General features: G+C 64.6%; 10 protein-coding genes and 1 pseudogene. 7 read left to right on the forward strand and 4 right to left on the reverse strand.

Annotated features, from left to right (window positions below):
* The first annotated feature begins 2 nt into the window (after positions 1 to 2).
* The gene (locus tag BLR77_RS22855; protein WP_074682206.1) at positions 3 to 2,885 is read left to right on the forward strand and encodes an EAL domain-containing protein; all 2,883 of its coding nucleotides are present in this window, start codon (positions 3 to 5) and stop codon (positions 2,883 to 2,885) included.
* Here BLR77_RS22855 and BLR77_RS22860 read toward each other — a convergent pair.
* The 3 genes and pseudogenes from BLR77_RS22860 to rpmB all read right to left on the reverse strand — a co-directional run bounded on the left by BLR77_RS22860 (position 2,870) and on the right by rpmB (position 4,778).
* Positions 2,870 to 4,085: pseudogene (locus BLR77_RS22860) on the reverse strand (HDOD domain-containing protein). The gene BLR77_RS22855 and the pseudogene BLR77_RS22860 sit on opposite strands and share 16 nt — an antisense overlap.
* Positions 4,086 to 4,375: 290 nt before the next feature.
* A complete protein-coding gene (rpmG, locus tag BLR77_RS22865; protein WP_003464575.1) occupies positions 4,376 to 4,531 on the reverse strand; it encodes a 50S ribosomal protein L33 in 156 nt (51 codons plus the stop codon).
* 10 nt (positions 4,532 to 4,541) lie between these two features.
* Positions 4,542 to 4,778 (reverse strand): 50S ribosomal protein L28, encoded by a 237-nt coding sequence (rpmB, locus tag BLR77_RS22870; protein WP_003242523.1) that lies wholly within the window; start codon positions 4,776 to 4,778, stop codon positions 4,542 to 4,544.
* A 345-nt stretch (positions 4,779 to 5,123) separates the two neighbouring features.
* Between rpmB and BLR77_RS22880 the strand changes: the two genes are divergently transcribed.
* Positions 5,124 to 6,701, forward strand: coding sequence for an ABC transporter substrate-binding protein (locus tag BLR77_RS22880; RefSeq protein WP_074682211.1), 1,578 nt, complete (start codon positions 5,124 to 5,126; stop codon positions 6,699 to 6,701).
* Between the two features lie 123 nt (positions 6,702 to 6,824).
* On the opposite strand, the gene radC is transcribed toward BLR77_RS22880, so the two are convergent.
* Positions 6,825 to 7,499, reverse strand: coding sequence for a RadC family protein (gene radC, locus BLR77_RS22885; protein WP_074682213.1), 675 nt, complete (start codon positions 7,497 to 7,499; stop codon positions 6,825 to 6,827).
* Positions 7,500 to 7,638: 139 nt separating this feature from the next.
* Between radC and coaBC the strand changes: the two genes are divergently transcribed.
* The 5 genes from coaBC (at position 7,639) to BLR77_RS22910 (ending at position 13,560) form a co-directional block, all read left to right on the forward strand.
* Positions 7,639 to 8,847, forward strand: coding sequence for a bifunctional phosphopantothenoylcysteine decarboxylase/phosphopantothenate--cysteine ligase CoaBC (gene coaBC, locus BLR77_RS22890; RefSeq protein WP_074682215.1), 1,209 nt, complete (start codon positions 7,639 to 7,641; stop codon positions 8,845 to 8,847).
* 2 nt (positions 8,848 to 8,849) lie between these two features.
* On the forward strand, positions 8,850 to 9,305 hold the full coding sequence (gene dut, locus BLR77_RS22895; protein ID WP_074682220.1) for a dUTP diphosphatase: 456 nt from the start codon (positions 8,850 to 8,852) through the stop codon (positions 9,303 to 9,305).
* A 1,235-nt stretch (positions 9,306 to 10,540) separates the two neighbouring features.
* Entirely contained in the window at positions 10,541 to 11,935 is a 1,395-nt protein-coding gene (algC, locus tag BLR77_RS25630; RefSeq protein WP_202907462.1) for a phosphomannomutase/phosphoglucomutase, read from the forward strand.
* A 24-nt stretch (positions 11,936 to 11,959) separates the two neighbouring features.
* Entirely contained in the window at positions 11,960 to 12,865 is a 906-nt protein-coding gene (gene argB, locus BLR77_RS22905) for an acetylglutamate kinase (protein ID WP_074682224.1), read from the forward strand.
* A 248-nt stretch (positions 12,866 to 13,113) separates the two neighbouring features.
* On the forward strand, positions 13,114 to 13,560 hold the full coding sequence (locus BLR77_RS22910; protein WP_074682226.1) for an acyl-CoA thioesterase: 447 nt from the start codon (positions 13,114 to 13,116) through the stop codon (positions 13,558 to 13,560).
* The last annotated feature ends 1 nt before the right edge of the window (position 13,561 follow it).

A 13,561-nucleotide genomic window follows, 5' to 3' on the forward strand; every position in this document is an offset into this window, starting at 1 on the left:
GGATGCTTCGACCGCTTCGCTCACTGATATTGCTGCTTTGCCTGGCCTGCGTCGTGCCGGCCTGGGCGAGCAGTGCGCTGCCGCTGCTCAAGCTCAGCGCCGCCGACCTGGCCGAACCGGTGAGCATCGAGCGCAGCCTGCTGCTGGAAGACCCCAGTGGCCAGCTGACCGCCAGTGAAGTGCTGCAGCGCATCACCGAGCAAGGCAGGGAGGTGCAGGGTACCGCGCGCATCGGCTACACGCGTAGCGCCTGGTGGCTTGCCGTACAACTGCAAACACCACCGGCCGAACGTCTGCAGCTGATCATCGGCCAGACCTTCCTCGATGATCTGGAAGTCTGGCTGTTCGATGGAGAACAAGCTCTGGGTCCGCTGTACAGCGGGACAACACGATCGTTCCTGGAGCGTGGCGAGCCCTACCCGCAGTTTCTGCTCAACCTGCCGCGCCTGGGCGAAGGCCCACACAGCCTGCTGCTGCGCGTACAGAGCCATTCGGCGATCAACCTGCCACTGCAGGTGGTCGGCGCCGAGCAGGGCCAACAGCTGATCGCCCACAGCTGGCTGCAAAGCGGTCTGTTGATCGGCGCCCTGCTCGCCCTGGCACTGTTCTATCTGGTCAAGTACAGCACCCTGCGCGAAACGCAACTGGCCTATTTCAGCCTCACCTCGCTGTGCGTGGCGTTGTACAACACCAGCCTGTACAACATCGCCGGACTGCTCTGGCCGCAGTGGACGCTGCTACCCAAGTTGCTGGTCAACCTGACCACCGCGGGCATGCTGATCTTCAGCTCGCTGTTTCTCGCCAGCGCTCTGCGCCTGCAGCTTGGACGCCTGCGCTGGCTGCGAGACGCCCTGTTCGCCGCCATCCTGCTGGTGTGCATTGGCGGCCTGGCCAGCAGTCACGCCTATACCTACCAGACGCTCAATCTGCTGATCCTCTGCACTGGCCTCTACCAGTTGCTGGTGATGTGCCTGGGCGTCCACCAGCGCCGCCCCTATGCGCCGGGTTATCTGCTGTGCTGGAGCGCGGTGCTGGTGCTGATGCTGCTGGTGCCGCTGAGCCGGGTCGGTCTGGTTCCGCTGCCTGCCGGCTTTCATGCCCTGTATGCCTACCTGCCGGCGCTGAGCATGCTGCTGTTCGGTGCCCTGCTCGACAAACAGCTGGAGCGCGTGCGCCGGGTCCTGCTGAGCAGCCAGGCGCAGGCCATCGACAACCTGGAACAGTACCAGGCGCTGTTTCGCAACAGCGGTGAGGGCATATTCCGCTGCCAGCGCGACGGCCGCCTGCTGGAGGCCAACCCGAGCCTGGCGCGTCTGCTCGGCAGTGCCAGCCTGCCGGATGACATCGACCAGCTCTCCCTGCAGCGTCTGCTGGGTGAAGCGCAGTGGCGCGCGCTGCTGCGCCAGCTCGACGAGCAGGCCGGCATGGTCAGCTGCGAATGTGAACTCTACGACCTCAAGCAGCGCCCGCTATGGGTCTACCTGTCACTGCACCTGCGCCCACAGCGGGACTGCATCGAGGGCATCGTGGTCGATCTCAGCGAGCGCCGCGCCCTTGAGGAACGCCTGCAGCAACTGGCCGCGCATGACGCGCTGACCGGTCTGCTCAACCGCCGCGAACTGGAAAGGCTGCTCTCGGAAACCCTGGGCGGCACCGCCAAACGCCGCTTCAGCCATTTGCTGCACCTGAGCCTGGACCGCTTCAAGCAGGTCAACGACCTCTGCGGCCACTCTGCCGGCGACCAGTTGCTCAGACAACTGGCAACCCAGCTCGCGCACCAGTTGCCGCGCCATGCCGAACTGGCCCGCGTCGGCGGTGACGAGTTTGCCGTACTGCTGCGCGAGGTCGATGACGACGCCGCTCTCAAACAGGCCGAGGCCCTGCGCCGGGCGGTCGAGCAGTTCGTCTTCACCTGGCAGGGGCGCCCCTTCCGTCTGCACACCAGCATCGGCCTGCTCGCCCTCGGCTCCGGCGTACGCGACTGGGAGACCGCACTGACCTGGGCCAGCAGCGCCAGCCAGCTGGCCAAGCATCAGGGCCGCAACCGCGTGTGCCAGTTCAACCCGGAAGATGGCGCGCTGCTCGAGCATCAACGCCAGCTGCAGTGGATCACCCGCTTGCGCGAAGCCTGCGAACGCGGCCATTTCGAGCTGTTCTACCAACCGGTACAGGCGCTGCAGAGTGCCACCGCCGGCCTGCACTACGAAGTCCTGCTGCGCTACCGCGACCCGCAGAGCGGCGAGTGGATCAGCCCGGCGCAGTTTCTCGACGCAGCGGCGCGTTATGACTTTCTCGGCGCCATCGACCGCTGGGTCGTCCAGCACCTGTGCGCCTGGCTGGCAGCCAACCCGCGACACCTGGCGCAACTGGCTCAGGTCAACGTCAACCTCAGCGCCAGCTCCCTGCTCGATTGCGACTTCCACCGTTTGCTGCAGGACGAACTGCAGCGCCACGGCCTGCCGCCGGGAAAATTCTGCATCGAAGTGACGGAAATGGTCGCCCTCGGTGAGCTGGGCGTCTCCGCGCAGTGGATCGAGGAGCTGCGCAGCAAGGGGCTGAAAGTCGCCCTGGACGATTTCGGCAGCGGCTTCGCCTCCTACGCTTATCTGCGTCACCTGCCGCTGGACATCCTCAAGATCGACGGCAGCTTCATCAGCGGCATCGAGAACGACCCGATCAACCAGGCCATGGTCGGCTCGATGCGGCAGATCGCCGGGCAATTGGGCCTGCTCACCGTCGCCGAATTCGTCGAAACCCAGGCCAGCCTGGACTGCCTGCGCCGCCTCGGCATCGACTACGCCCAGGGCTACTTCGTTGGCCGCCCGCAGCCCTTGCGGCAACAGGCCGACGACGCGCGTCGCCCCGATACTCAGGAAGCCTGGTAGAGCTCCACCGGCACGCGCTCGAGCAGCGCCAGATCCAAGCGCAACATGCGCACGCTGCGCGCCTCGGCCAGGCTGGCTGGCAGCTCGTTGCTTGGCAAGGCCAGCAACAGGCCGGTGAGATTGAGCACCAGTGCCTCACGCGAGAACACGCCACTGCCCAGGCTGTAGAGCGCGGCGATCAGCTCGCGCAGGCCGAACGGCAAACGCCAGCGGATACGCAGTGCCGAACCGAAACTCGCCGAGCGGCGCTGCATCGCATCGTCGATCTGCTCATTGCTCAGTTCACCACCTGCTTCCTGCCAGTCCTGCAGGCTGCGCAGCAGGGCCAGTTCGCCCAGATTGTGCAGCAGGCCGGCGGTGTAGCAGAGCTCGGCGTCCAGTTTCAGCTCGAGCGCCAGCCAGCGTGCCAGCTCGGCACTGCGTCGCGCTCGTTGCCAGGTATGCGCGGCCAACTCGGCCAATCGCGGGTCACGCAGCTGTGCATTGCGCTGCAGAGCCAGCCCCAGCACCAGGTTCAGTGTGCGCGCCACACCCAGGCGATGCAGCGCCTGCGTCAGGGTATGACAAGGCACCCCCCTGATGCTGCGCGGCAGTGCTGGCGGCGGCAATCAGCAGCGCGGTGATCTGCGGGTCGCTACCGAACACGGTCTCCAGCTCGCCCAGGTCCTGCTCGCCGGTCTGCAATCCCTGGCTCACGGCATTACGTACGTCGCTGAGCAGCGGCGCGCCCTGCCCCTCTTCGCGCACCGTATCGAGAAAGTCACGCAGCTCGCTGACCAGCAGCGGCTCGCGCACCACCACCGCTGCCGCAGGCGAGGGCAACAACGTGCGCAGCCGCTGCCGCAGACTCTCGGCATTGAAGGGTTTGCCCAGGTAGGCACTGGGCGCCAGCGGCCGAGCGGCGCGGACGCTGCTGGCATCCAGGCGACCACTGATGAGCACGAACGGCAGCGCCGGTGTACGCGGGTGACGGCGCAACTGGCGCAGCAGCTCCAGGCCATCGAGCCCCGGCAGCTCGCCATCGGCGATCACCAGGTCGGGCAAACGGCGTTTGCAGCGCGCCAGTGCCGCCTGGCCATCGCTGACCTGCAACACACGGGCATCGCCACACACATCGAGCACCAGTTGCTGCAGCAGGCTGGAGGTCCAGGGGTCCGCCTCGGCAATCAGGACTTCCACACTATGAGCTGAAGCGGTCATGCGAGCCTCTGGGCGAATGACGAACGGAGGGTGCCCGAACCCCATGTGCCCACATCCACGGCAAAGCTGATGGATGAGTCAGTTCCAGGGCAGCAGCGCAGTCTAAACCTGGGTTTTGCGTGACGTAAGTCGCAGTTGGTCGAGTAGCGCAAAAAAATGCGCGACCAATAGTCGCGCGACCGGCCAGCACGAATGAGCCGTGCAATCGCTAGCCCCGGGGCCGCCAGGAAATACGGGGCATAAAAAAGCCCGCCGGTTAGGGCGGGCTTCTTCGACAGGCAGCCGATCAATTACTTGATCTTGGCTTCCTTGTACATCACGTGCTTGCGTACGACCGGATCGAATTTCTTGATTTCGATCTTGTCAGGGGTGGTGCGCTTGTTCTTGTCGGTGGTGTAGAAGTGGCCGGTACCGGCGCTGGACACCAAACGGATCAGTTCACGCATGACTCTCTCCTTAAACCTTTTCGCCGCGAGCGCGCAGCTCAGCCAGCACTACGTCGATGCCACGCTTGTCGATAACACGCATGCCTTTGGCAGATACGCGCAGACGCACGAAGCGCTTCTCGGACTCGACCCAGAAGCGATGGTGCTGCAGGTTCGGCAGGAAACGACGACGGGTTTTGTTGTTTGCGTGGGAAATGTTGTTCCCGGTTACCGGACCCTTACCGGTAACTTGACAGACTCTCGACATGCCTCAGCCCTCTAAAACCACATGCCCAACCCGGCATGGGTTGGCCGCTTAAACTCAATGTCATTGGCGCTCGGCGCCGCGTTTCTCGAGGGTCTTACCGGGCGCACTGGATAGCGCAAGAACCGGGCCCCTAGAAAAGAGCGCTGCTTTATACCAGAAAGCCCTGAGAGCAACAAGGAAAAACGCAGGATAGAACTCAAGCCCGAGCAAGCACACCTGCGGGGAGCCGGGCCCTTGGGGCCTGATCAAGATTTGACCGCTCGTCGCCTCGATCGGGTATTCAGCGCCCGGCAAATCGACTAGGGTTGCAAGCTTGCCGTTCACGCCAGGAATGAGGACTTCACCATGCGCCTGTTGCTCGCTGCTCTACTGTGCTCCCCGATCCTGGCTCAGGCCGCCACCCTCAGCGTCTGCACCGAAGCCAGCCCGGAGGGTTTCGACGTGGTGCAGTACAACTCGCTGACCACCACCAATGCCTCGGCCGACATGCTGATGAACCGCCTGGTGGAGTTCGATGCCGAGCAGGGCAAGCTGCTGCCGAGCCTGGCGCGCAGCTGGTCGATCTCCGCCGACGGCCTGGTCTACGACTTCGAACTGCGCGACGACGTGCAGTTTCACCACAGCGCCGATTTCTCGCCCAGCCGCAACCTCGACGCTCAGGACGTGCTGTTCAGCTTCCAGCGCATGCTCGATCCTCAGCACCCCTGGCACGCGGTCGCCACCAGCGGTTATCCCCACGCCCAGTCGATGCAGTGGCCAAGCCTGATCGCCAAGGTCGAGGCGCCGGATGCACATAGCGTGCGCATCACCCTGAACCGCCGCGATGCGACCTTCCTCGCCACCCTGAGCATGGGCTTCGCCTCTATCTACTCCGCCGAATATGCCGACAAGCTCCTGGCCGCCGGTACACCGCAGAGGCTCAACAGCGCGCCAGTGGGCAGCGGCCCGTTCGTTTTCGAGCGTTTCCAGAAGGATGCCGCGGTGCGCTACCGCGCCAATCCCGATTACTTTGGCGGCAAGCCGGGCGTGGACCGGGTGATCTTCGCCATCACCCCGGACAGCAACGTGCGCCTGCAGAAACTGCGCCGTGGCGAATGCCAGATCGCCCTGTCGCCGAAACCGCAGGACGTGCAGGCCATCGCTGGCGACGCCAAGCTGAAAAGTGCGCAGACCGCCGCCTTCATGACCGCCTTCGTCGGCATCAACAGCCAGCACCCGCCGCTGGACAAACCGCAAGTGCGCCAGGCGATCAACCTGGCGTTCGACAAGGCCAGCTACGTCAAGGCCGTGTTCGAAGGCAGTGCCGAGCCGGCCAATGGCCCTTACCCGCCGAATACCTGGAGCTACGCCAGCGAGCTGCCTGGCTATGCGCATGAGCCAGACAAGGCCCGCGCCCTGCTGGCCGAGGCTGGTCTGGCAGAGGGTTTCAAAACCACCATCTGGACCCGCCCCAGTGGCAGCCTGCTCAACCCCAATCCCAGCCTCGGCGCGCAATTGCTGCAGGCGGATCTGGCCAAGGTGGGCATCGCTGCCGGGATTCGTGTGATCGAGTGGGGCGAGCTGATCCGCCGCGCCAAGGCCGGCGAGCATGACCTGCTGTTCATGGGCTGGGCCGGCGACAATGGTGACCCGGACAATTTCCTCACCCCGCAATTTTCCTGCGCCTCAGTGGAATCCGGGCTGAACTTCGCCCGCTACTGCGACGCAGCGCTGGACAAGCTGATCGCCGATGGCAAAGCCAGCAGCGACCAGGATGAACGCAGCCGCCTTTATCATCAGGCGCAGACGATCATTCAGGAGCAGGCGCTCTGGCTGCCGCTAGCCCACCCCACCGCCTTCGCGCTGCTCAGCAGCAAGGTCGAGGGCTACCAGGTCAGTCCGTTCGGCCGGCAGAATTTCGCCTCGGTACAACTGGCACCATAAGCCGTCATCGTGGTGGGCTAAAGCCCACCCTACACACTGTAGGAGCGGATTTATCCGCGATGGGGCTGGCACCGAGCCGCCAGGATCGCGGATAAATCCGCTCCTACCGTCAGTGCGCCGCACCTACATCCAGCCCAACTCGGCCATGGACAGCGGCTCGCCATCGCCGACGATGAAGTGATCGAGCACGCGCACCTCCACCAACGCCAGGGCATCCTTGAGGCGCTGAGTCAGCACGCGGTCGGCCTGGCTGGGCTCCGATACACCTGATGGATGGTTGTGGGTAAGGATTACTGCGGCGGCATTGTTGGCCAGCGAACGCTTGACCACCTGCCGCGGATAAACACTGGCGCTGTCGATACTGCCGCGAAACAACACCTCGAACGCCAGCACACGGTGCTTGGCATCGAGGAACAGGCAGCCAAATACCTCATGCGGTTCGTGACGCAGCTGCGCCTTGAGGTAGTCGCGTACCGCCTGCGGGCTTTCCAGCGCCGAATCGCGACGCAGGCGCTCGGCCAGATGGCGCCGCGACATCTCCAGCACCGCCTGCAGTTGCGCGTATTTGGCGGGGCCCAGCCCGAGGTGCCGGCTGAAGCCTGGCAGATCGGCTTCCAGCAAGGCTCTCAGGCTGCCGAATTCGCTGAGCAGATAGCGCGCCAGATCCACCGCACTCTTGCCGGTCACCCCGGTACGCAGAAAGATCGCCAGCAGCTCGGCGTCGGTCAGCGACGCCGCGCCCTGCTCCAGCAGTTTCTCCCGCGGACGCTCTGCTGCGGGCCAATCGCGAATGCTCATGTACACCTCCCTATTGAGCCAGACGCCCGCTGTTCCGCTGCGGGCGCTGTGCTATCGTAGCCCATCTTTTTACACGGGGCCGGCCTGGGGAGGCGTTGGCCACGTGGTGCACATCCACCGGTATATAAAAGGCAAGCCTATGCAGCGGCTGTATCGCAAACGCATCATCGTCGGCGTGGGGGGCGGTATTGCTGCCTACAAGAGCGCCGAACTGGTTCGCCGACTCAAGGATCAGGGCGCCGAAGTCCGCGTGGTGATGACCCAGGGCGGGCGCGAGTTCATCACCCCGCTGACCCTGCAGGCCCTTTCGGGCCACCCCGTCCATCTCGACCTGCTCGACCCGGCCGCCGAAGCGGCGATGGGCCATATCGAACTGGCGCGCTGGGCCGATCTGATTCTCATCGCCCCGGCCACCGCCGACCTGATCGCGCGCCTGGCCCAGGGCGTGGCCAACGACCTGCTGACCACCCTGGTACTGGCTACCGATGCGCCGATTGCCCTGGCTCCGGCAATGAACCAGGCGATGTGGCGCGACGACGCCACCCAGGCCAACCTCGGTCTGCTGCAGCAACGCGGCATGCGCCTGTTCGGCCCGGCATCCGGCAGCCAGGCCTGCGGCGATGTCGGCCTCGGTCGCATGCTCGAGCCCGACGACCTCGCCCATCTCGCCGCCGACTGCTTCCAGCGCCAGGCGCTCGATGGCGTGCATATCCTGATCACTGCCGGGCCGACCCAGGAAAACATCGACCCGGTGCGTTACATCACCAACCACAGCTCCGGCAAGATGGGCTTCGCCCTGGCCGAGGCCGCCGCCGAAGCCGGCGCGCGGGTAACGCTGGTCAGCGGCCCGGTGCACCTGCCGACGCCGGACCGGGTCAGCCGCATCGATGTGGTCAGCGCCCGCGACATGCTTGCCGCCTGCGAAGCCGCCATGCCCTGCGACGTGTTGATCGCCGCTGCAGCAGTGGCCGACTACCGCCCAGAAGTGGTAGCCCAGCACAAATTGAAGAAAGACCCCACCAGCGGCGAGGGGATGCTCCTGCAAATGGTGCGCAACCCGGATATCCTCGCCACCATCGCCGGCCGCGAGGATCGTCCGTTCAGCGTGGGCTTCGCCGCCGAAACCGAGAACCTGCTCGAATACGCCTCGCGCAAGCTGCGCGACAAGAATCTCGACCTGATCGTCGCCAATGATGTGGCCAACCCCAGCATCGGCTTCAATAGTGAAGAGAACGCCATCACCGTGATCGACCGCGAGCTGCAGCAAACCAGCTTCGCCCAGACCAGCAAGGGCAAGATCGCCCGCCAGTTGATCACCCTTATCGCCGAACGACTGAACAAGAACTGACCATGCACGCTCTGCAAGCCAAGATCCTCGACCCCCGCCTCGGCCAGGAATTCCCTCTGCCGCAATACGCCACGCCCGGCTCCGCCGGCCTCGACCTGCGCGCCATGCTCAAGGAGGAGATCGTCCTCGAGCCAGGCCAGACCGTGCTGATCCCGACGGGCCTGTCGATCTACATCGGCGACCCCGGCCTGGCGGCGATGATCCTGCCGCGCTCGGGCCTGGGCCACAAACACGGCATCGTGCTCGGCAACCTGGTCGGTCTGATCGACTCGGACTACCAGGGCGAGCTGATGGTGTCGTGCTGGAACCGTGGTCAGACGCCCTTCACCATCGCCATCGGCGAGCGTATCGCGCAGTTGGTGCTGGTGCCGGTGGTGCAGGCCCACTTCGAGCTGGTCGAGCAGTTCGACGAGACCCAGCGTGGCGCCGGCGGCTTCGGCCACTCCGGTAGCCACTGACTCATACCCCACAGGACGACCCGCCGAGGAGCACCTACGTGAAACTCTTCAAGCGTACCGCCAAGGAAGCCGACACGGCTGCCAGCCTGGTGCCGAGCAAGCCCAAGAGCAAGACGGCGAACCCCTCACTGGGCGCCCTGCTACCCGGTCTGCTGGCCGCCCTGATCGGCGGCGTCGCTGGCGCCGCGCTGCTGTGGCTTGCCGACAACAGCAGCAGCCAGGCACGCCAGGCAGCGCTGGTGCAAGCTATCGGCAGCAACCAGGCCGCTGCCGTGCAACAGGCGCTCAAGCAATTACAGGCCGACAGCCTCGCCGCGGCGCGCAACCCGGAGCTGTTGCAAGCACTGCAGAGCGGCGACAACCTGCGGGTCAGCGAAGTCGAACGACGCCTGGGCTACTGGGATGGCGTGATCGATGCCCATCTCAACCGCCGCGGCGAAGCGGTACAGAACACCTCCCGCGCCGCGCCGATGAACTTCGCCGGCCTGGATATGCTGCGCCGTACTGAAAGCGGCCAGCAACCCGCCGCCGAAGCCTATCGCGTGGGCGAGCGCTGGCTGGCCTACAGCGCCGTGGCGCTGCGCCTGAGTGAGAACCAACCGGCCCAGGGTACGCTGCTGCTGGCCTTCGACCTGCAGCGACTGCTCGCAGCTCTTCCGGCGCTACCCGCCGAGTATGGCCAGGTGCAGCTGGTGCAGCAGTTCGCCAACACACCAGCGCAGGTGCTGCTGCAACGCGGTCAGGCAGGCGACGCAGCCGCCGCGCAGACCTTCGCCACCGGCAACCCTTACTGGACGATCAGCTTCACCCCAGGCCCCGGCCTGGCTCAGGGCAGCATTCCTCCGGCGATGCTCGGCCTCGCGTTCCTGCTTGCACTGGGCGGCGCGATGATCGGCATGATCCTGGTGCAGGGCGCGCTGCAGCGGCGCGTCAACCTCGACGCCCAGCAACTCGGACAAATGCTGAAAGAACTCTCTGCGGGTAAGAACGTCAAAGCCTTCAGCCTCAGCATACCGGCTCTCGATGCACTGGCCCAAAGCCTGGCACGGTTGCCGCGCCGCAGTAGCCCTGAAGGCAACAGTACCCCTGTTAAAGGAACAGCCGCGGCACCCACCGCTCAGCCGGCACCCAAGCCAGCCGAGCTGGTCGACCCGCTGTTTCAGGACACCGATATCCTCGATATCGACATTCTCGATGAAGACCAGGATCTCCTGGGACTGGAGCAGAGCCCCGCAATGAGCACTAGCCAAAGCGCCCCCAAACTTCCCGCCGACATCTTCCGCGCCTACGACATCCGTGGCGTGGTGGGTGACACCCTGACCGCCGAATACGCCTACTGGATTGGCCGCGCCATCGGCTCGCAGAGCCTGGCACAGGGCGAACCCAAGGTCATCGTCGGCCGCGACGGCCGCCTGTCCGGCCCGGAACTGCTGCAGCAACTGGTACAGGGCCTGCTCGACTGCGGCTGCGAAGTCACTGACGTCGGCATGGTGCCGACGCCGGTGGTGTACTTCGCCGCCAACGTGCTGGAAGGCCGTTCCGCCGTGATGCTCACCGGCAGCCACAACCCGCCGGATTACAACGGCTTCAAGATCATCATCGCCGGCGACACCCTGGCCAACGAACAGATCCTCGCGCTGAAGACACGCCTGGACAACAACGACCTGGCCACGGGCGTCGGCAGCGTGCAGCAGGTCGACGTGCTGCAACGCTACTTCAAGACCATTCGTGACGACATCGCCCTGGCCAAGCCAATGCGCGTAGTCGTGGACTGCGGCAACGGCGCCGCCGGCGTGATCGCCCCGCAACTGATCGAAGCCCTGGGCTGCAGCGTGATTCCACTGTTTTGCGAAGTGGACGGCACCTTCCCCAACCACCATCCTGATCCAGGCAAACCGGAAAACCTGGTCGACCTGATCGCCCGCGTCAAGGCAGAAGATGCCGACCTCGGCCTGGCCTTCGACGGCGACGGCGACCGCGTCGGCGTGGTGACCAACACCGGCACCATCGTCTACCCCGATCGCCTGCTGATGCTGTTCGCCAAGGACGTGGTGTCGCGCAACCCCGGTGCCGACATCATCTTCGACGTCAAATGCACCCGCCGCCTGACCCCGCTGATCAGCGGCTACGGTGGCCGCCCGGTGATGTGGAAGACTGGCCACTCGCTGATCAAGAAAAAGATGAAGGAAACCGGCGCCCTGCTGGCCGGCGAAATGAGCGGTCATATCTTCTTCAAGGAGCGCTGGTACGGTTTCGACGACGGCATCTACAGCGCCGCACGCCTGCTGGAGATTCTCAGCCTCGACAAGCGCAACGCCGAGCAGGTGTTCAGCGCCTTCCCCAGCGATATTTCCACACCGGAAATCAACATCAAGGTCACCGAACAGACCAAGTTCGGCATGATCGAGCGCCTGCAACGCGAAGGCCAATGGGGCGACGCGAACATCACCAGCATCGATGGCGTTCGCGTCGACTATCCCAAGGGCTGGGGCCTGATCCGTGCCTCCAACACCACACCGGTGCTGGTACTGCGCTTCGAGGCCGACACGCAGGAAGAACTGGAGCGTATCCAGAACGTCTTCCGCGCCCAACTGCTCAAGGTCGCACCTGACCTGCCACTCCCCTTTTGATCGACCTGTTCCAGGAGCCCCTGCATGACCCTCGAGCGTGACGCCGCCGCCCAGGTTGCCAAGGTACTGTCCGAAGCCCTGCCCTATATCCGCCGCTTCGTCGGCAAGACCCTGGTGATCAAGTACGGCGGCAACGCCATGGAAAGCGAGGAGCTCAAGCAGGGCTTCGCCCGCGACATCGTGCTGATGAAGGCTGTCGGCATCAATCCGGTGGTGGTGCACGGCGGCGGTCCGCAGATCGGCGATCTGCTCAAGCGCCTGTCCATCGAGAGCCACTTCATCGACGGCATGCGCGTCACCGATACCGCCACCATGGACGTGGTGGAAATGGTGCTCGGCGGTCAGGTCAACAAGAGCATCGTCAACCTGATCAACCAACACGGCGGCAGCGCCATCGGCCTGACCGGCAAGGACGCCTGCCTGATCCGCGCCAAGAAGCTCACGGTCAGCCGCCAGACCCCCGAGATGACTCAACCGGAGATCATCGACATCGGCCATGTCGGCGAGGTCATCGGGGTCAACACCGAGCTGCTGAACATGCTGGTCAAGGGCAACTTCATCCCGGTCATCGCCCCCATCGGCGTAGGGCCGGATGGCGAGTCCTACAACATCAACGCCGACCTGGTCGCTGGCAAGGTGGCCGAGGCGCTGAAAGCCGAAAAACTGATGCTGCTGACCAACATCGCCGGCCTGATGAACAAACAGGGTGAGGTGCTCACCGGCCTTACCACCGAGCAGGTCAACGACCTTATCGCCGACGGCACCATCTACGGCGGCATGCTGCCGAAAATCAAATGCGCCCTGGAGGCGGTGCAAGGTGGTGTGACCAGCTCGCACATCATCGATGGCCGCGTGCCGAATGCCGTTCTGCTGGAGATCTTCACTGACATTGGCAATGGCACCATGATCAGCAACCGCAAACGCCCTTGAACAGCGGCCGCTAGGCGGCCTTCTGACGCCTTTCTCCCGCACCGCGTGGATGCAGGAGGTAGAGCGACGCAGGAGGCCAAAGCCGAGGGTGCCCAGGGCGAGGGTTTGGCAAACATAGCGGTGCGCACAGCGCACCCAACCCGGGCCATAGAGCCGGCTTATCGCAGGCCATCCGCACACCAACTCGAACTTGCCGCAAGCCCTCTCAACAACCACGCTTACCCGGCAACCCTCATGACGGAGCGCCCGTGAGCAGCCTGCCTGAACCCAGCCAATTCACCTTCTTCCACACCTTGCGCGTGCGCTGGGCCGAAGTCGATCCGCAAAGCATCGTCTTCAACGGCCACTACCTGACCTACGCCGACGTCGCCATCACCGAATACTTCCGAGCCCTGGGCGTCGCCTACCCCAGCGATCTGGCTCGGGACGGCGGTGATTTCTTCGCCATCCGCTCCTTGCTCGAATACCGCGCCCCGGCGCGCTTCGACGATCAACTGCAAATTGGCATCCGCAGCGCTCGCCTGGGCCGCTCCAGCCTGACCTTCACCCTCGGCATCTGGCGCGACGGCGAGCTGCTGACCAGCGGTGAAATCGTTTACGTACACGCCAACAGCGCGACACGCGCCAGCGCACCGCTGCCGCAGTGGCTCAGAGAAAAAATCGAGAACTTCGAGAAGACCCTGCCGCAGGGCTGAC

The sequence above is a fragment of the Ectopseudomonas alcaliphila genome (genome assembly GCF_900101755.1).
GTDB classification, from domain to species: domain Bacteria; phylum Pseudomonadota; class Gammaproteobacteria; order Pseudomonadales; family Pseudomonadaceae; genus Aquipseudomonas; species Aquipseudomonas alcaliphila.